The 20,306-nt window shown below is 56.1% G+C and carries 13 protein-coding genes and 1 pseudogene; 11 read left to right on the top strand and 3 right to left on the bottom strand.

Going from position 1 to position 20,306, the window contains the following annotated elements; all coding sequences use genetic code 11:
* From BLO80_RS21125 to BLO80_RS21105, 6 genes are all read left to right on the top strand, one after another.
* On the top strand, positions 1-1,710 hold a 1,710-nt coding region (locus tag BLO80_RS21125; protein WP_092340975.1), incomplete at its 5' end, for a type VI secretion system Vgr family protein.
* An 18-nt stretch (positions 1,711-1,728) separates the two neighbouring features.
* A complete protein-coding gene (locus BLO80_RS21120) occupies positions 1,729-2,163 on the top strand; it encodes a DcrB-related protein (protein ID WP_092330986.1) in 435 nt (144 codons plus the stop codon).
* Positions 2,164-2,272: 109 nt separating this feature from the next.
* Positions 2,273-2,449 carry a hypothetical protein gene (locus BLO80_RS29985; RefSeq protein ID WP_175459530.1) on the top strand — a complete coding sequence of 59 codons (177 nt, stop codon included), beginning with the start codon at positions 2,273-2,275 and terminating at the stop codon, positions 2,447-2,449.
* On the top strand, positions 2,442-6,827 hold the full coding sequence (locus BLO80_RS21115; protein WP_256574229.1) for an RHS repeat-associated core domain-containing protein: 4,386 nt from the start codon (positions 2,442-2,444) through the stop codon (positions 6,825-6,827). Before BLO80_RS29985 ends, BLO80_RS21115 begins: the two co-directional genes overlap by 8 nt.
* A gap of 12 nt (positions 6,828-6,839) precedes the next feature.
* The gene (locus BLO80_RS21110; RefSeq protein WP_092330983.1) at positions 6,840-7,502 is read left to right on the top strand and encodes a hypothetical protein; all 663 of its coding nucleotides are present in this window, start codon (positions 6,840-6,842) and stop codon (positions 7,500-7,502) included.
* Between the two features lie 594 nt (positions 7,503-8,096).
* Complete coding sequence (locus tag BLO80_RS21105) at positions 8,097-8,456, top strand: DUF6124 family protein (protein WP_092330981.1); 360 nt, start codon at positions 8,097-8,099, stop codon at positions 8,454-8,456.
* Between the two features lie 365 nt (positions 8,457-8,821).
* Here BLO80_RS21105 and BLO80_RS21100 read toward each other — a convergent pair.
* Positions 8,822-9,300, bottom strand: a pseudogene (locus tag BLO80_RS21100) (protein kinase); the annotation flags it as partial.
* A 716-nt stretch (positions 9,301-10,016) separates the two neighbouring features.
* Between BLO80_RS21100 and BLO80_RS21095 the strand changes: the two are divergent.
* The 3 genes from BLO80_RS21095 (at position 10,017) to BLO80_RS29575 (ending at position 16,049) form a co-directional block, all read left to right on the top strand.
* The gene (locus tag BLO80_RS21095; protein WP_092330978.1) at positions 10,017-10,376 is read left to right on the top strand and encodes a DUF6124 family protein; all 360 of its coding nucleotides are present in this window, start codon (positions 10,017-10,019) and stop codon (positions 10,374-10,376) included.
* Positions 10,377-11,042: 666 nt separating this feature from the next.
* The gene (locus BLO80_RS21090; RefSeq protein ID WP_092330976.1) at positions 11,043-14,933 is read left to right on the top strand and encodes an AAA family ATPase; all 3,891 of its coding nucleotides are present in this window, start codon (positions 11,043-11,045) and stop codon (positions 14,931-14,933) included.
* 210 nt (positions 14,934-15,143) lie between these two features.
* Positions 15,144-16,049, top strand: coding sequence for a hypothetical protein (locus BLO80_RS29575; RefSeq protein ID WP_139197084.1), 906 nt, complete (start codon positions 15,144-15,146; stop codon positions 16,047-16,049).
* Between the two features lie 101 nt (positions 16,050-16,150).
* Here BLO80_RS29575 and BLO80_RS21085 read toward each other — a convergent pair whose 3' ends face one another.
* Together BLO80_RS21085 and BLO80_RS21080 are read right to left on the bottom strand one after the other, a co-directional pair.
* Positions 16,151-17,284, bottom strand: coding sequence for a DUF3800 domain-containing protein (locus BLO80_RS21085; protein WP_092330973.1), 1,134 nt, complete (start codon positions 17,282-17,284; stop codon positions 16,151-16,153).
* 176 nt (positions 17,285-17,460) lie between these two features.
* Complete coding sequence (locus BLO80_RS21080; RefSeq protein WP_092330971.1) at positions 17,461-17,745, bottom strand: DUF3892 domain-containing protein; 285 nt, start codon at positions 17,743-17,745, stop codon at positions 17,461-17,463.
* Between the two features lie 324 nt (positions 17,746-18,069).
* Between BLO80_RS21080 and BLO80_RS21075 the strand changes: the two genes are divergently transcribed.
* Positions 18,070-19,101 (top strand): histone deacetylase family protein, encoded by a 1,032-nt coding sequence (locus tag BLO80_RS21075; protein WP_092330968.1) that lies wholly within the window; start codon positions 18,070-18,072, stop codon positions 19,099-19,101.
* Positions 19,102-19,112: 11 nt separating this feature from the next.
* Positions 19,113-20,213, top strand: coding sequence for a polyamine ABC transporter substrate-binding protein (locus tag BLO80_RS21070; RefSeq protein WP_092330965.1), 1,101 nt, complete (start codon positions 19,113-19,115; stop codon positions 20,211-20,213).
* Positions 20,214-20,306 lie beyond the last annotated feature (93 nt).

Raw genomic sequence — 20,306 nt, 5'->3', positions numbered from 1 at the left:
GGCATCGTCGCCCGGTGCAGCCAGAACGTCGATCAGGGCCAATTCGCCAGCTACCACGCCACCCTGCGCCCATGGTTGTGGCTGTTGACCCGCACCTCCGATTGCCGGATTTTCCAGAACCTGACCATCCCGCAGATCATCAAGCAGGTGTTCCGCGACCTGGGCTTTTCCGATTTCGAAGACGCCTTGAGCCAAACCTATCGCGAGTGGGAATACTGCGTGCAGTATCGCGAGACCAGCTTCGATTTCGTCAGCCGCTTGATGGAGCAGGAAGGCATCTACTACTTCTTCCGCCATGAGCGGGGTCGTCATGTGCTGGTGCTGGCTGACGCCTATGGCGCCCACACCACGGCACCCGGCTACGGTTCGGTGCCGTACTACCCGAAGAATGAGCAGCAGCGCGAGCGTGACCATATCCACGATTGGCACCTGGCCCAGGAAGTCCAGCCGGGTTCTCTGGAACTCAACGACTACGATTTCCAGCGCCCGAGTGCCCGCATCGACGTGCGCTCGGCCATGCCCCGCCCGCATACCGCGGGTGACTATCCGCTGTACGACTACCCCGGCACCTACGTGCAAAGCGCCGACGGCGAGCACTACGCCCGCACCCGCATCGAAGCCTTGCAGACCCTGCACGAACAGGTCGAGTTATCGGGTAACGCTCGAGGGCTGGGCTCGGGGCATCTGTTCAGCCTGACCGGCTTCAGCCGCCAGGACCAGAACCGTGAATACCTGATCGTCGGCGCCCGCTATTACATTTCCCAGGAGAGCGGCGAAACCGGTGGCGGCGCGCCTTCGGCGCAATTCGAAAGCAGCCTGACCTGCATCGACGCCCAGCAAAGTTATCGTCCGCTGGCGATTACTCACCGCCCTATCGTCAAAGGCCCGCAGACCGCCTTGGTGGTGGGCCCCAAAGGCGAGGAAATCTGGACCGATCAGTATGGCCGGGTGAAGGTGCATTTCTACTGGGACCGTCACGACCAATCCAACGAGAACAGCTCGTGCTGGATCCGCGTGTCGCAATCCTGGGCCGGGAAAAACTGGGGTTCGATGCAGATCCCGCGCATCGGCCAGGAAGTGATCGTGAGTTTCCTCGAGGGTGACCCGGACCGGCCGATCATCACCGGCCGTGTCTACAACGCCGAACAGACCGTGCCCTATGACCTGCCTGCGAACGCGACCCAGAGCGGCATGAAAAGCCGTTCGAGCAAGGGTGGCACGCCGGCGAACTTCAACGAAATCCGCATGGAAGACAAGAAAGGCGCCGAGCAGCTGTACATCCATGCCGAGCGTAACCAGGACATCGTGGTCGAGGTGGACGAGAGCCATTCGGTGGGCCACGACCGCAACAAATGCATCGGCCACAACGAAACGGTGACCATCGGCAACAACCGCCTGCGCATCGTCAAGCAGGAGGACATCCTCTCGGTGGGCCAGCGCAAGACCGACAGCATCAGCCAGAGCTACGTCATCCAAGTGGGTGAGAACCTGCGCCTGGTGTGCGGCCAAAGCATCCTGGAGCTCAACGCCAGCGGCCAGATCAATCTGACCGGCGTGCAGATCAGCTTCTACGCCAGCGGCGATGCCGAATTCAACACCGGCGGCGTGCTGCACCTGAACAACGGCGGCGGCCCGGGTGCCACGCCGGAGGGCCAGGGCGTCAAGGGCAAGATCGACGCCAACATCAGCGCCGCGTTCCCCAAGGGCTAACTTCGAGATCTATGCGCCATGACTTACCGCCTCAATGAATTCCAGCTCCAGCTACCGCCCAGCGAGTTGCTGGACGCGACGATCAACATCCTCAAGTTCCCCGAATTGGGCACCTCCTTGATCGTCAGCCGCAGCCTGCTGGCCGAAGGCGAAACCCTGCAAAGCAACCTCGACGACCAGCTCAAGCGCCTGGAAAAACAAGTCCAGCAACTGCGCTGCCAACCGGGCGCCACCGTACGCGTGGGCGCCAGCCAGGAAGTCGAAGCCATCGAGTTGCGCAGCCAGTTCAACAAGGGCAACGAAAAGGTTTTCCAGTATCAGCTCGCACTGGTACTGCCCGGCACCCGCAAGATGCTTGCCTTGAGCTACGTGAAAGCGGAAAAGCTCGGCGATGCCGAAGCAGCGCATTGGGCGACGATCAAGGGTTCGCTGGTGTTCGACACCCAACCCTGACCCTTGTGGGAGCGAGCTTGCTCGCGATGGCGGTGGACCAGTCACTGATGAGGTTGACTGAAAGGGCCTCATCGCGAGCAAGCTCGCTCCCACAGAAGGACGGTGGTGGATGGAACAAAAAGCACCCGCTCTGAAATCGCTTGAAGAAGCAGAAGCGGATCAAGCGCCAGAAATGGCATTTGAGCATGCCGCAACCCACAAGGACATTGGCGCAATGGAAGGCCACAAATTGCTTGAAGCCACGCTCTCCAACCACCCAACCCGCCTGAGCAACCTGCATGTCTGACGCGCTCTGGGCCGCCCGCCTGGGCGATGCACTCAACCACACCTCGATGATGGCCGACATCCTGGGCGGCGTATTGGAGGTGGCGGCCAACATTGCGATCACTGCCCTGGCGACCGCCGCCGTGGTCGCGGCCACGGGCATCACCGTGGTCACTGGCGGCCTGGGTTGCTTCGTCCTGGGCCTGGTGGTGGGCACCATCGTCGGCCTGGCCATGAGCAAGACCGGGGCCGACAAAGGCCTGAGCGATTTATGCGAGGGCATCGGCAACGCCTTCTTTCCGCCCACGGTGCAGGCCAACATCCTCACCGGCTCCAAGGACACCTTCACCAACAACATCCCCTCGGCCCGCGCCGCCGGCATTGTGGTTTCCCATGTCGCGCCGGCCGGCACCGAACTGGAAATGCCCGAGCCGGAAGAAGAAGCCGAAACCAGCTACCTGGACATGGCCGGGAATTTCTTCTCGCAGATGTGGCGCCCCACTGTCGCCTCGCCCGCCCCCGGCACGGAGACCCGACCGGAAGACCTGGTGATCTGCACCAAGCACCCACCCATGCCACCGCAGTTCATGGCCGAAGGTTCGGAGAAGGTCACCATCAACGGCCAGCCCGCCGTGCGCAGCGGCGACCGCAGCACCTGCGATGCGACGGTGGTGTCGGCCGGGCTGATTTCGCCCAACGTGACCATTGGCGGCGCCTCGGTGGTGGTGCGCGAGATCCGCAGCGGCAAGACCCCGGGCGTAGGCCTGGCGGTCACCGCACTGCTGATGCTCAAGGGCGGCAAGGGCAAGTTCTTCAGCAAACTGCCGTGCATGCTGGTGGGCGGCGCGGTGTCCATGGCCGCCAGCAGCGCGGCGAACGCGGCCGCCAACGCCGCCATGGGTTCGTCGAACCCAGTGCATGCCGCCACCGGGGCCAAGGTGCTGGGCGCTGACGAGGACCTGGATTTCGTCTTGCCCGGCATCCTGCCGATTGACTGGCAGCGCGTCTACAACAGCCGCGACGAACGCCGCGACAGTTTGTTCGGCGCTGGCTGGAGCGTCGCCTACGAAGTGCAGGTGGAAATCCAGCCCCACCCCGAGGGCGGCGAAACCCTGGTCTACACCGACGAACAGGGCCGGCCCATCGACATGGGCTCCATCCCCTTGGGCGGCGCGGTGTTCAGCGCCGGCGAAGGCCTGGCCGTGCGCCGCCATGTGAACGGGCAATTGCTGATCGAAAGTGAAGACGGCCTTTACCGTTTGTTCGAACCCTCGCCAGCCAACCCATCACACCTGCGCCTGAGCCAACTGGGCGACCGCAACGACAACCGCATCCACCTCGACTACGACGACGCCGGACGCCTGGTGCGGCTGCGCGACACCTTCGACCTGGTGCACGTCGAGCTGATCCGCGCAGGCGAACGCGTCACCCACATCGAACGTCTCTACCCCGACCAAACGCGGGAGGTGCTGGTCAGCTACGCCTACGACGCGGCCAACACCCTCGCCGAAGTGCGCGACGCCACCGGCCAGGTGCAACGGCGCTTCCGCTACGACGCCGGGCAACGGATGGTCGAGCACCAGTTGCCCACCGGCCTGCACTGCTTCTATGAATGGGCCCTGATCGACGACCAGGAATGGCGCGTGGTCCGCCACTGGACCGACGAAGGCGACGCCTACCAGTTCGACTATGATCTCAAGGCCGGCATCACCCGCATCAGCGACAGTTTGCAGCGCGTCAGCACCCGGCAGTGGAACGGCCAGCACCAGATCACCCGATACACCGACAACCTCGGCCAGACCTGGCTATTCGAGTGGAACGATGAGCGCCAGTTGCTCAGCGCTACCGATCCACAAGGCGGCCAGTACTCGTTCAGTTACGACGAAGCCGGCAACCTGATCAGCGAAACCGACCCGTTGGGCCGTAGCGAATCCACCCTCTGGCTCGAACACTGGGCCCTGCCGCTGGTGGACACCGACGCCGCCGGCCATAGCTGGAAGTACCGCTACGATCAACGCGGCAACTGCACCGCGGAAACCGACCCGCTGGGCCATGTCACTCGCTATCGCCACGATGCCCACGGCCAGGTCGTGGAAATCATCGATGCCACCGGCAAAAGCAAAAAACTGCGCTGGAACCCGTTCGGCCAATTGGTGGAACACGTCGATTGCTCGGGTTACCCGACGCGTTTCAGCTACGACGCGCGCGGTTACCTGCAGACCATCACCGACGCCCTCGGCGAGCGCACCCAGTTCAGCTACGACGCCCAGGGGCGCCTGCTCGGCAGCCAATTGCCGGACGGCCGCACCGAGCACTACCAGCGCGACACCGCAGGCTTACTCACCGGCTACACCGACCCGGCCGGGCACACCACGCTCTACCAACACAACCGCCGCGGCCAGGTTCGCCAACGCACCGACGCCCAGGGCCAGCAGGTGCAGTTTGCCTACGACAGCTTCGGCCGGCTGCAAGCGCTGACCAACGAGAATGGTGAAAGCTACCGGTTTGCCTGGGATATCGGGGATCGGTTGGCCGAACAACAAGACCTGGATGGCAGCGCCAAGCGCTACGACTACGACCGCCTCGACAACGTCGCGGCAGTGACGGCGATGCCCGCGCCCTACGGCACAGGCCTGGCGCTCGTTTCCGAAACACCGCCGGCACCCATCGTCCATCGCCTGGAACGCGACGCCGTAGGCCGGCTGATCGCCAAAGTCACCGACGATGGCCGCACTGAATACAGCTACGACCCGTTGGACCAACTCACCGCCGTCACTTTCACCGACCTGCAAGGCAACGCCCAGACCCTGAGCTTCGCCTACGACGCCCTCGGCCAGTTGCTCGCCGAAAACAGCACCGCCGGCAGCCTGCAACATCACTACGACGAACTCGGCAACCTGATCCAGAGCCAACTGCCCGATGGCCGCTGGGTCAACCGCCTGTACTACGGCAGCGGCCACCTGCACCAGATCAACCTCGACGGCCAAGTCATCAGCGACTTCGAACGCGACCGCCTGCACCGCGAAGTGCTGCGCACCCAAGGGCAGCTCAGCACCCGTAGCGAATACGACCGCAGCGGCCGCCTGCGCGCGCGACAACGCCGCCACAGCGGCCAACCCTCGCTGCTGCCGGCGGCGGTGCAAAAACACTTCGAGTACGACCCCGCCGACAATCTCATCGGCAAACTCGACCAGCAACCCGCCGCACAACAGCGCCAACTGCTGCACTACGACGCCACCGGCCGCATCATCGCCAGCCAGGACAGCCTGCACGGCCAACGCGAGACCTTCACCTACGACGCCGCCGCCAACCTGCTGGACGGCCCGGCCCCCGGCGTCGGGCTGGTGGTGCACAACAAACTGCTGACCTACCAGGACAAGCGCTACCGCTACGACGCCTTCGGCCGGATGATCGAAAAACGCAGCGCCAAACGCGGCGTGCAACACTTCGCCTATGACGCCGAAAGCCGCTTGATCGAGGTGCGCAACGACGACGGCAGCATGGTCAACATGGCCTACGACCCACTGGGCCGGCGCATTGAAAAAACCGAACACGACAGCCACGGCTATCCGCTGGGGGAAACCCGCTTCACCTGGGACGGCCTGCGCCTGTTGCAGGAACACCGCCACCAGCAGACCAGCCTCTACCTGTACCCAGACGACGGCTACGAGCCCCTGGCCCGTGTCGACGGCAGCGGTGCGCTGCAAAAAGTGCGCTACTACCACAACGACCTCAACGGCCTGCCGGAACAACTCACCGAAGCCGACGGGCACAACGTGTGGCAGGCCACGTATCGGGTGTGGGGCAACACGCTAGAAGAAGTGCGTGAACCGTATTACATCGAAGAGCAGAACCTGCGATTCCAGGGGCAGTACCTGGACCGGGAAACCGGGCTGCATTTCAATACGTTCAGGTTTTATGATCCGGATGTGGGGCGGTTTATTACGCCGGATCCGATTGGGTTGGAAGGTGGTCTCAACCTTTACCAATATGCTCCAAACCCTATCGGCTGGATTGACCCGTCTGGACTACTCAAAGAGGGCGAAGTGGCCGGCTACGGTGCCAAGGCTCACATGAATGACGGATTGGAAGCGCACGAGATAGTTCGTAACAAGTTTTTGGAAGAAAAAGGAATTGCGAAAGGCCGGCGCTACAAAGGCAACCCTTCCATTGCGCTATCACCCGAACATCATGACATGGTGCACGCCGAGGAAAATCGTCTGCGACGAGCTCGCGGGTTGGGGGTTAATCAAATGCTTAAACGCGGAAAGCTGGAAATTCGACTCATGACCCAGGCAATTCATAACTCCTTGGTTAAAACCGGCGTAATTTCCCAACAACAAGCACGAACAGCGAGGCGTTTCGCAACATCATTCGCCAAACGAAAAGGCTGCTTTTAAGGATCAAAGGCTATGAGCATCAATAAAATTATTTTTTCCGAAAGAGACCTCGGCATCGGGCAAATCGGAGGAGGCGCCCGACTCGACGATATTGCGCTATGGCCGAAAGATCCGCAGACCGATCAGCTGATGCTCCCAGTGCTTACGATGACATCAAACTTCCTGAATACCCCCTTCATACCGACAGGGATGGCGCTGACGGTATTCGTTTCTGTGGAGCGGGAAGGAGGGGTATATAAACGCTCTTCAATACGCAGATTGACTGTCCATCAACAGAGCGAGATGGAGAAACTGGCACAAGGTCACAGTAAGGTTCTGCTTCATACACTGGCGCCTCTCGAGCTTATGCCGCCCACCCTGGAAGATCCGATCCCGCGAAGCTACATCGATCTGCAGCCCCTTACGGCAGAACAAATGATGGAAGAGTTGGATGATCCGGACAGCGGCGCCGGCCTCAGCAAAGTATTAGGTCGCCCCGGCTGGTTGCAAGATCCGCTGAATGAAAGCCCTCGCTATTACTTTCTAACCCAGATATTGGACGCCGACATCGCAAAAATCAGCCCCCGACACGAAGGATTGTTTGCCGGCGGCATCGGTTATGTGTTTGCAGATAACCGTGCAAAAAAGATGAAGGAAGGTGACGAAGCTGGATATTTCTTCATTCAATTTACGTGACTGTCCCACCATCACCGTTGGCCACCGACAAACCCTAGCTGCCCGCCTCGTTGTTGGACGGCGCGACGAGAAAGGTTCGGATGAGCAAATACTTATCGATACTCGAGGTCGCCTCCCCCTCGCCGCAGCATCACAATCCCGCTGGACGACAAAACCACCCCAAAACAGCCGGCTCATTCCTACAGAAAAAACACTGCTCCACCAAACGAGAGCAAGCTCCCTCGCCCCGAATCCTGGGCATTACGAAGGCTTGTTTATTCTCCCTCCGAAACGCTTCCACCAAGCTACGAATCCTTGCGCCATTGCCTACAACTACGCCAGAATCCGCCCGCTTGTGCGCCTTGCCCCCGGGTTCTATCGTTTCCCTGCCACTGCCCATCAGTGGTCGGGTTTAGTAGCCCTGGTTGGAAATACATAATGGTTGCATGAGTCTCATCAGTCAGGCGTTGTCTGCACTTGATGGTGGCTGTGCGCATGGCGCCCTCGGGCGCGCCGGGCTTTTATGTGTTTTCCACCGGTCTACTAACTTGCGCACAGCTGCCACCCCTTCGTTTAGTAGCGAGATGGTTGCGGCCTACTAAAGGAAAAATGCATATGTTCAAGATAACTCCGAACCCTCCAGAAACAGACCCAACCACTACCCGTTCCGGTAGCAAAAACAAAAAGCAGGACGAAGCCGCCAAACGCGCCTTGGATTACTACCTGCTACCGAAACCGGAAAAGTCCGAAGATGCATCCAAACCGGGCCAGCTATTCACCGTGGCAAAAAACGCCGACAACGAATGCCTGCTCGCCAATCTTAGCGAAAACCTGGCATCCGCCGACGCGATGATCAGCAACCTGGCCTTTGACTTGGAGGGCCCCCGCCGCCACATCGCTCTCGGCATCCTGCAACTGATTGAACTGAGTTCAATGCTGGCGAGCCGAGTGCTGGATAACGTCGACCCGCGTTAACCGCAGCACCACCCCCGTGGCGAGGGAGCTTGCTCCCGCTGGGTGGCGAAGCCGCCCCAAAATAGGCTGGCCCAGTTCCTCGGAAAACCACATCAACCGGTTTACGACAGATGCGCCACCCAGCAGGAGCGATCTCTGGCCACGGATCGCACCTTCAGATCGAGAAGGGCCGGATTCAGGTGTGTAACGTACTGCCGCCTTCGCGAGCAAGCTCGCTCCCACAGGGGATTTGCGTGAACGCAATGCCTATGAACAACTGGGAAAAAACTGTGGGAGCGAGCTTGCTCGCGATGACGGCGGCACCTTCAACATCACCGGGTCAGACAAGACCGCTATTGCGAACAGCTCACTCCCACAAGGGTATGTCACCACCAAGACGAAACATCACCCAAGGCATCACGTAACTGAGCCGCACCAATACGCCGCTGCCCCGGATCAAGCGCCAACGCCATTCGCAGCGCCGGCCAGCAACGCCTGGGCAGGTTGCGCGGAGCCTTGAGCCCGCGCTCCAACCGGGCATCGCGGGCCTGGGTGGCAGGTAACCGTCGGAACGGGTGCTTGCCGCTCGCCAGTTCATACAGCACGCAAGCCACACCATAGACATCGGCACCCGCTGACAGGTGCGCACCTTCAAGCAGTTCAGGCGCCGCGTAACCTGGCGTCCAGGCGTTGAGGCGCTCACGGTTCAGGTTCGGCAGATGCCGCGAGGGCCCTCCTTCGGCCAGGCCCAAGCCAAAATCGAACAGACGCAGGCCCTCCTCGCTCACATGACGTTGCTCGGCTTCATGTCGCCGTGTAGTACGCCACGGCTATGGGCGTACGCCAAGGCATCGAGCAGCAGCAAAACTTCCTGTACATGCATTACCTTAGCTCTAATGGCATGTTTAGCTGGACAGCTAAACATGCCAAACCAGCTAATAATCGATCACTTTTTGATCTATCAAGGCTCTGGAACCAGTTAGGATGGGCTTGTAGAACATCAAGGAATTCACCGTACGGTTCCCTGCCCGACATCCAACGACGGCTCAAACTCATTCATTGCTGACGAGCCGGATGCCGGGTTATGTCGCCTTCCTCTCGCCGCAGCACCACAATTCCGCTGGACGACAAAACTGCCCCAAAATAGTCGGCTCATTCCTACAGAAAAAAACACTGCTCCACCAAACGAGAGCACGCTCCCTCGCCCCGAATCCTGGGCACTATAAAGGCTTGTTTATTCTCCCTCCGCAACGCCTCCACCAAGCTACGAATCCTTGCGCCATTGCCTACAACTACGCCAGAATCCGCCCGCTTGTGCGCCTTGCCCATGGGTTCTATCGTTTCCCTGCCACTGCCCATCAGTGGTCGGGTTTGGCGGCCCGGTACACGAAAGGCGCAACAGCCCCTCAATATGAATGCGATGCCTCTGGCATTGGCACTCCTATGTTATGGCGGGTTGCGCAAGGATCCCTTCGGGGATGCCGGGTTCCTTTCGTTCCGGTCCGCCAACCTTGTGTAACCCGTCACCCCATCTGCTTGGCGGCAGACGGTGATGGTTCCTCTTACGAAAGGAGCTCCACCATGTTCAAAGTCACACCAAATCCCCCCGAAGCAGATCACACTTCTGCGTCCACTCAATCCAAAACAAAGAAACAAGACGAGGCAGAAAAACGCGCCCTGGATTATTACCTGCTACCGAAACCGGAAAAGTCCGAAGAGGCATCCAAACCAGGCCAGCTATTCACTGTGGCAAAAAACGCCGACAACGAATGCCTGCTCGCCAACCTTAGCGAAAACCTGGCATCCGCCGACGCGATGATCAGCAACCTGGCCTTCGACCTGGAAGGCCCCCGGCGCCACATCGCCCTCGGCATCCAGCAATTGATCGAACTGAGTTCAATGCTGGCGAACCGAGTGCTGGATAACGTCGACCCTCGCTAGTAACCAAACCGAAGAAAAAGGCATATCGGTTCAATCGATATGCCTTTTTCTATTCCGGCTAAGGGGATATTCGCAGTAGCTCTGTGTGGTCCTCTAGGGGGCCGGCGAGTCAGGAAAAATCAGCAAAATGGTCTCGACTGAAATTTTTCTTGGCGCACTGAAAAGTCCTATGCCAAAGGAAGAAAATTAAAAATTTGTCAAATACACACGGTGGATGCATGTGGTTACCGAAGTCGTGAAGGAATCGAGAATGCGCCCAAATCACCCTCACGATATTTTTCCATTCTCCCAATGACGCCCCTCTCTAGCCACCGACAGTAACCGGCCATTGGTCGATGAAAGCGCCTTTTAGCACGCCGCTACGCGAATTCTCAGCCTGCGAGAACCTCGGCGAAGATTAAGGATTTCAATCTTAGACGCGTACTTTCCTACCATAGAAATCAAGGCCGGCTTTTTCAACAGAATCGGCCAAAATCAGCCGTTGGAACTATAAATTCGCTTTCTCTACTACAGTCAAACCTCGAACCGGTAGTTTGGAGTGCGAGTGTGGTAAACCACTCCAGGAGCACTCTCTTGTAGAGACGACGGCGAAGGCATAGATGTGTTGCAAGTGGCGCATCGCTAGCATCAGGGCTATGCTCAGCGCAGCAAAAATGAGAATAGGACATGACGACGGCGAACCGCCCACTGCACCTACATACACTGGATAGCCTTTGCGCAGACCTAATAGCAGGTTTATCCGTTAGCGTGGGCGATGACGGAAGTACTTTTCAACTTAAATCCAGCGCATCGCGGGGCGTGCTTTACTGGTATACAAAAAATAAAACCCGATGGGCAGCCAACGTTCAAACCACAGATGTGGAGGCTATAGTCGATGCATCTATTGCCGACCCCGCTCCCCAGCACACGCCTGCGCATGCCAGCCGCTCAGACTCCCCCCGCAGATTTCTCCTCGTGTCGATCCAAGCCCACCAGTTCGCCGGTCTCCATCATGCTGGAACCTCCCAAGCCAAACCAAACGACTTCGTCTTTGAGGTTAAAAGTGGTGTAACTCTCTTCGAGGGATACAACGGTTGCGGCAAGACATCCCTCATCAATGCCATCATCTGGGCGTTGACCGGGGAGGTCTTACGACCACAGCGAGCACCGGAGTCAGGCAGCAAGGACTTTGATTTTGAAGTTAATGAAAGCGCTATTCATGCAGCTCCACCAGTCGTACCGCTGCCCGACCCGGCGCTGGAGCCGTTGGCCACTCAAGCGATCCCCGTCAATACTTGGGTGGAGTTGGTATTCGAGGATCAAGATAACCAGCGCTACCCAGTTCGTCGAAGTCTGAAGCGCGCCGCGCGTAACGTCTTGAAGGAGGAAGTCTCCGGTCTGGACGAAATGGGCCTAGATCCCATCAGCACGCGGGTTGGTACGACGATTCCCGGCATTCTGCCCTATGTGCAGGTCGGCTCTACCTCCGCACTAGGCAAGGCAGTTTCAGAACTCACTGGTATGGCACCTCTGGTTCAATTGGCAAACCACGCCCAAAAAGCCAAGAAGAAAATTGACGGCGACCTTTCGAAGAGCAAAAGAAGCGAACTAGAGCAATCGGACGAAGCCTACATTATCACCCGCAGCGACCTGATGGATCTGATCCATAAGCACACATTAGATATTGAAGAAGAAGCCGTTCCACTCCCTTCAGACGATGCAACCCTTGAGGCCAAGCTCGATGAACTCGCGGATCAGCTCGAAATGCTCAAGTCGTCCGGACTTGAGCATGCGAAACTGGTATTAGGTGACGCATTCGATGCTCAGGATGAAAAGCAACGGAGTGATTTGGTGAAGAGCATCGCACCGGCACTTAGCGCTGTTGGCAAACTAAGCACTCTTCCTTCAATCGCGCGACTGGGAGGATTGACTAAGCTCTCGAATGATGAGGCGGCACCCATTCGAGATTTTATATCTGTAGTGCGGAAAGAAGCAGAAGAACTTGTTGAGATTGCTGCCGAGCCAAACAAGGCGGCACGTGTGCGACTTTACGCGCGGGTTGCGGCCTGGATGCGGGAACATCCCGGACTGCACGACGAAAACAATTGTGCGGTCTGTGGCCACAATCTGGAAGACGTCGTAGATGACATAACAGGACAAAAAATTAAAGACCACATTGGGGGGGCTGCCAAAGAGGGGGATTACGCAGGGCAAACCTTCACTACTTGGGCGAATCACGTCATAGGTGAAATAACGACACGACTCCCAGCTGCTATTGCTGCCGAGGCAAGACGCGACCTTCCAGAAAACCCGACCTCGCTGCTTCGACAAGCGGTGGTAGACGAGCTATTTCTTGATACTGCCTTCGTCGGAAGTCTGGCGCCGCTTAAACAGAGCGTTGCCGAGGCCTGCGACCACGGCTTAGAGGTTTTTCCTAAATTTAACTTTACTGCTTCGCCAGAGCTGGGAGGCGGACGCGCTGAGCTTGAAGTTCTCAATAAACTTATCTATCGCGTTGAGCGCGCGTTGGCCTATCCTGAATGGCGCAAGCGGGCCACATCGGCGAGGAACAGCTTCATGGCGGAGGTCATTGGCCAACCGACCGCCGAGCGTGAGACAGTACCAAGTTCACTCGTGGGACTGCTACAAAAGTTGCAAGCTGTGGTCGCTGCGATTGCCCCTGTTGATGATGCCGCCGTGAAGCAAAAGCGGCTGATGGCTGAACTCAAGAAACGTCGGAGTTTTGAGCAACGCTTGAAGGCCTACGGAGAAGCAAGCCTAGCGCTGAAAGAATGTATCACCGTAGGTGAGTTGGCAGAGCAGCAGGTTCTGCTGCTACAAAAGAGACTACATAGCAGCGCTACAGCTTGGCGACAAAAGATCTATTCCAGCGCTTTCCCCACAACCAGCTTGGAGCTTGTGGACACCCGGATGAGCGGCAGCGGTGAGCTGCAGTTGTTAGTGGGTGCAAACAGGCTCGCCGCACCAGCACAGCACGTGTCGAACGCTTCAGCTCTACGTGCAAGTCTCTTGGGCTTCTACCTTGCTTACTGGCAGTACATGCTCAGCGAGCGAGGAGGCTTGCAGTTGCTTCTGCTGGATGACCCCCAAGAGCTGCTCGACGGAGATAATCGCGATAGGCTCGCTGAAGCTACATATGAAATCTATAAAGCAAATGCGCAATTAATCATCACAACACATGACACGCGCTTCGCCCTAGCAGTAGCCAGACGTCTACAAGGCAAGCCAGTCGCCTTTAATCATCAGTATGTACATCCGGCTACAGCTTCCCGCGGCACCATCTTCCTGACACCCAGCGTGACCAGAGTTCAGGCGGCATTTGACCAGTTCAAGGCACTCCCCGACGATGCCAGAGCGGCCCAAGATTATCTCGCAGAATGTCGTATATTTCTGGAGGGGCGTATGGGAGATCTGTTCGATGACCGTGCGTATCCTGCTGCTGCGACGGCGAGCTTCGCGCCCACACTCAGTGACCATCTGGGCCGACTGCGCGGCTTGATCAAAAACCCTCCAAATGAGTTGTTCAAGAGCCCGGTCATCAGGGGCTTCATCAACGATCATGCTTTAAACGATGGATCTCCAACACTCGGGCTGCTCAACAAATCCCATCATAGAGATAAGGAAAGAATTCGCCCACAGGACGTGTCCGCGATCAAGGAGAATCTTGAGCGACTACGCAAAGGTGTAGAACGTGCACATGAGGAATTCCGCACCTTCAACCGCCGTGAGCCATTAGCTATACCTTCCACAAATTTGGCCGCTTTATGCCCCGCCGAAGTTCCGGAATTTCGAGTTTTTATCCGGGCCTCCCTGAAAGCGTTTGTACGAGGTGCCTCGGTCGGCGACTCTCAGGAGGTCGAATTTGAAGAAATTACCTCCGACTGGTTCCAGTCCAAAGCCTTCTTCTATATCAGGTCAAACACCTTAGGATTTGCAGGTCCTCAGGGCAGCGTGGCGATTGTAGAGATAGAAGCGTCCGCCCCAGTGGATCGACAAATTGTCATCGCACGAACGGAGAAAGAAGTTTTCGCTCGCAGGTTATTGAAGCCCCAGCATTCAGAATTTGTTGCACTGGCTGCCGAACCCCCCGATCCACGCAAAAGCCCGCCAACGCAGCTGCTACACGAAAATCAAGTGCTGCTGCATTCGATTGTGGGGATGTTCTTCGGCAGCCTCGACTTCGTGCCCAGCTCCAAAAATGAAGCCGTGCAAATACCTGCGGTGCCGCAGATCCAGAAAGTCCAGTCTGCCTACCGTATCAAAGAAGATAGCGCCGTCCCCCTCGCACTTCCTGGTCAAATCGCACTGGGCGGCGCAGCCATCGCCATGGAGGAGTTCGATGCCTATCTCGATAAATATGTTGCGCTGCACCTCGACGATGGCAGCAGTCTGTTCAAACGAGTAGGGGCCAAGCTACCTGCACCATTGCAACACCTTCGCCAATTTGAGTCTATCGGTGGGCTGGGCTTGGCGGATGTTCTTGCTATCGATTGTGAGCACAATGGACTGAGAAGAGTGATGCATGCTGTCTCCATTATCGGTGTCCTGTATCGATAAACCGCAAACGGCTACTAGAACAGTATTGATTGACTCAGGCTATCCACCACTGTTACCCCGAATTACTTAGTTAATGAGCGCCGGGACTGTTTTGGCAGACTTCGGATAACAGAAAGCTTCACCATAGACCTTGCACAAACTACCTAGGCATAGGGCGGTGCTGGTAACTAGTAATCATCAAGCATAAATTTTAGATTCTCCGAGGAAATCATGGCTCGAAGTCAAAAGCAATTTTCACGCTGGACTCCCCGCGAAGTATCATCTTGGCCTTATCAAGTCTTCAAAAGCCACGAGCGCGAGCTTTATCGAGCTTATTGGGCATATTTTCCCACCACCAAACTCATCTACTCTCATCTTGGAAAATCTGCCAAATGGACTGATCAACCCACAGACCATTTTGTATTTGAAGACCTGCATAAAGCAGAACTTTTTAAAGACATGAAGGACTGGTCAAATGGATTTCATGAGTTTGGAAACTGGACTAACTTAAATGCACTTGTCTCACTAGCGTCATATTTGGAAACGTACATATCTTCCATCGTATCTCTGGCAGTTGAATCGGACGTTGGAGTTCTTTACGGGGCGCCAAAATCTATTGACGGAATTTACGTCCTTAAGCACGGAAACATTCTAAAATCAAATATTGGAGCCCATGTAACCAACTGCGTAAAGGGTGATTGGTCGTCAAGGATAGCAGCTTATAGATCCATATTTGGCTCAGTACCACCGATTCTAGAAAACAGTATCAGCGAGTTGGAGTCCATGCGTACGTTAAGAAACAAAATTGGCCACGCATTTGGCCGCGACATTGAGGAATCTCGAAGAAAAGGGATAAGACGTACCGCTCCAATGGAGCGTCTGTCCTTCGAGAGACTATATAAATATCAGCGATTAGCCAAAAAAATCGCCGGCGCAATCGACAAACACTTACTTCACCAGCATATTGGAGACTTTGAAACTATCTACTTCTATCATCAACTGGTTCCAACACTACCTACTCATGTTCATCGAAATAGTCGAGCAATAGACTTCAAAAAGGCACTGGGGCGATTCGGTGCGCAATCAATTGGTAAAAATTTTTGTTATGGTTTGGTGATGTATTACGAGAACTTATGAAGCATCTTACAAATAATGTGAAACGCATAGGCAACCCTATTCAAAACCATCATTTATTGCTGGAAGCCCTGCCTAATCAAAGGCAGGGCGAGATTAAAACATTAGTTACCTTTCAAATGAGGTGGCAGCTTTCGTCCGAATAAAAAGTAATCGGCCTTCCAATCACTATCCATAGTAGTAATTCTATGCAGCAGAGCATTACTAAATTTGTCAGTTTTTTCAACAAGCTGTCGAAAGGAATTTAGATTTTCTCTTTGAGTCTGAGTAAGGCTAGCTTTCTTTTTGATGAGCGTACCCGCCGAAGTACGCTCTATAAAAGTAAAATATTTTCCTAAGAAACCCACAACCACATCTGAAAGCTGTATTCCGGGTACAACTTTAGAATCTGCAAAACTAAAGGCTACATCTTTATTCCTGTCCTTAACCCTAATACCTTCAATCGCTTTTTGAATAGTCGGCTCCTCATCAAAAACATGAGTCGAATTTCTGAATCTAGCCACACGATTCAGGAAAATATCCTGAAACCCTCTAATTAGCTGGCCGGGAGTCTCGTCAACAATAAATGTAAGCTCAGATAGAGACTGGGCTTCGAGGAGGAGTTCGGCGAGCATTGCGACTACCTGATTATGCTCGATTGGTAGATGTTTTAAAACAAACCCTCTAACCGCTTTTAAAAAGTCCGAAGTCGCGCCCCGATTCACATCAGGGTAGTTGAAAGCTTTGAGTATAGACAAAAATGCCGGCACATCACGCGCAACCATGCGATAGAGTTCATTTTTCAACTCTCGATGCACTGAAAAATATTTCCGAAAAGATTCATCCGCAACAATCGACTCAACAATATCAAGAATACACCAATTGAGAATATTCATGTTTGTATAATGAATTTTTATATCTTTACTTATTAACCAATACAAAAAATCCCCTAACTTCCTAGAATCCAATACCTTTTCAAATTCTCCTCGCGCGACAAGATCGAACTTTATTTCAGGCGCTGACTTCTGAATTTTTAGGATGCCCCGCAGATCCTCCAGATCTCCAAAATCAACACCTTCATCAACCACTACTCCACCAAGCACAAAATTATCGTATTTAGATACGTTGAAGCCGTTTTCAGTTAACAATAGCTTTCGTACATTATTAGTCTCATCATAATAGAGCTTCAACTCTCTATCTGTTCCGTGTACTGCTGGATCAAAAGGGGCGATTACTTCTACATCTAAAGCATACGGCATAAAGTCTCCATTCTTTACCGAGATGACCGCATAATGCTCATGCTTTTATTAAGCACTTCACTTACTGCGATTGATCATATGTATTACTTTACAAATTAGCCGACTGCCACCTTCAACTTATAGCAGACCGATCCAATCCACTTAAAACGCAAACTAAAAATAAGCTTAGTTCTTAATTATATGGGACATTGACTGAGAGAGAGCAAGTTATTATTCCACTTGCCATCTGCATAAGTGCGTAAATATGGCGCATGACCAGACTCGCGTACAACACCAATATCTGCCCGGGCACCGCTTGTCGGATCGACAACATAGAAAGTATTAGTGCCAGCCTCAAGACTAGCAATCACTTGCTCGCGAGTCCAGCGCCATTGGCCTGCTGTATTTCCTAGATGGGTTATATGTTCATGAGAGCTATTTACATTCGGCTTTGTAATGCAAGTTACTTGAGCGTCAGCCATTGTTAGAGCCTTTTCATGGTTGAATTCTAAAACAATGTAGTTACAGCGATGTTGTACTGGCTTAATGACATCTTAGTCAATACCCTTTACGTATGACAATGAGCTTCCCAAGGTGGACCACTCTGATTTTTATAGATAAGCGGAGTATTTTTTTTATTCGATAGTGTTTTTTGCCCCTGCCCCAACCCCCGCGCCAACAAGGGGCGATTTACGGTCAAACCTTTTGGCCATTTCGATCCCCTTTTGGCCTCTCCTGCCGTTCTCTGAAACGCCGCGCGCCGCAAGACTGTGTTCAAACCGACCAGCCTTGCGGAGAACAAAAAAATGCTGACGATCTACTCAGACGATCACCACCTGCACCATGGGCGGTGCGAGTTGATGGATGGGCAATTGATGCCTTGCTTCGAGATGCCGTCCCGGGCCGATCATGTGTTGGAGCGGGTCAAGGCGCGGGGGCTGGGGCCGGTGGAGGCGCCGCAGGATTTTGGCCTGGGGCCGATCCAGCGCATCCACAGTGCGGCGTACCTGGAATTCTTCAAAGGCGCCTGGGACCGCTGGGCCAAGTACAACCGCGACGGCGATTTGCTGCCCTTCACCTGGCCGGCGCGAACCCTGCGCTCGGTCATTCCCACGAGCCTGCACGGCCAGTTGGGTTATTACAGTTTCGACGGCGGTGCGCCGATTACCGCCGGCACTTGGCAGGCGGCCTACAGCGCCGCGCAGGTGGCCCTCACCGCTCAGGCGGACATCCAGCGCGGGGCGCGCAGTGCCTTTGCGTTGTGCCGCCCACCGGGGCACCACGCCGCCGGCGATTTGATGGGCGGTTATTGCTACCTCAACAATGCGGCCATCGCCGCCCAGGCCTTTCTCGACCAGGGTCATCAGAAGGTCGCGATCCTGGATGTGGATTACCACCACGGCAACGGCACCCAGTCGATTTTCTATGAGCGCAGCGACGTGTTGTTCGCCTCGATCCACGGTCACCCCGAGGCGGAGTTTCCGTTCTTTTTGGGGTATGCCGACGAGCAGGGCGAGGGCGACGGCGAGGGCTTCAATTTCAACTACCCTTTGCCGGCCGGCTCCGGCTGGGACACCTGGAGCGCGGCGCTGGAGCAGGCCTGCGGGCAAATCCGGGGTTACGACGCCGATGTCATCGTCGTGTCCCTGGGTGTCGACACGTTCAAGGACGACCCCATCTCGCAATTCAAGCTCGACAGCCCGGATTACCTGGCGATGGGCAAGCGCATCGCGGCGCTCGGCAAGCCGACGCTGTTCGTGATGGAAGGCGGCTACGCGGTGGCAGAAATCGGCATCAATGCCGTGAACGTTCTTGAAGGTTTCCAAAGCGCCCCATGAGGAATCACAGCATGAACAGACTCAAGCGTTTTATGGCTCCGGCCGTGTGCGCCGCGCTGCTTTGCGGCGCTGTCCAGGCCGAGGAGCGCACCTTGCGCGTCTACAACTGGTTCGACTACATCACGCCCAAGGCCCTGGAGGATTTCAAGGCGCAGAACAGCCAGGTCAAGCTGGTCTACGACATCTTCGACACCAACGAAGCCCTGGAGGCCAAGCTGCTGACGGGTAATTCCGGCTATGACGTGGTGGTGCCGTCCAACGTGTTCCTGGCCAAGCAGATCGAGGCCGGGGTGTTCCAGCCCCTGGACCGCAGCAAGCTGCCGAACTGGAACCACCTCGATCCCAAGCTGATGAAGCTGATCGAAGCCAATGACCCGGGCAACAAGTTCGCCGTGCCCTACATGTACGGCACCATTCTGATTGGCTTCAACCCGGACAAGGTCAAGGCCGCCCTGGGCGACAACGCGCCGGTGGACAGTTGGGACCTGATCTTCAAGGAAGAGAACATCAGCAAGCTCAAGCAGTGCGGCGTGGCGCTGCTGGATTCGCCGTCGGAGATCCTGCCCCTGGCCTTGCAGCACCTGGGCCTGGACCCCAACAGCAAGAAGCCGGCGGACTACGCCAAGGCCGAAGCGCTGATGATGAAGATTCGCCCGCACATCACCTATTTCCACTCGTCCAAGTACATGGCCGACATTGCCAACGGCGACATTTGCGTGGCGGTGGGTTACTCCGGCAGCTTTTCCCAGGCGGCCAACCGCGCCAAGGAGGCCAAGAACGGCGTGACGGTGGACATGCGCCTGCCCAAGGAAGGCGCGCCGATCTGGTTCGACATGCTCGCCATTCCCAAAGGCGCCGCCAACCCAGGCGACGCCTACGCCTTCATCAACTATTTGCTGCAACCGCAGGTGATCGCGCCGGTCAGTGATTTTGTCGGTTATCCGAACCCGAACAAGGATGCGACCGAGATGGTCGACCCGGCGATCCGCAACAACCCCAACCTGTACCCGACCGAAGCGGCCATGACCACGCTCTACACCTTGCAACCCTTGCCACGGGATGCCGAACGAGCGCGGACGCGGGCCTGGACGCGGATCAAGTCCGGTCAATGAGATCGTCAAGCTAAGCAGAGAACCTGTGGGAGCGAGCTTGCTCGCGAAGACGCCGGCACATTCAACATCACCGGCGCCTGGTACACCGCTTTC

Origin of the sequence: Pseudomonas sp. NFACC56-3, assembly GCF_900100025.1 — a bacterium.
GTDB lineage: Bacteria > Pseudomonadota > Gammaproteobacteria > Pseudomonadales > Pseudomonadaceae > Aquipseudomonas > Aquipseudomonas fluorescens_AA.
The sequence above is the reverse complement of the archived record's forward strand: the minus strand, read 5'-3'. Positions and strand labels throughout refer to the sequence as shown.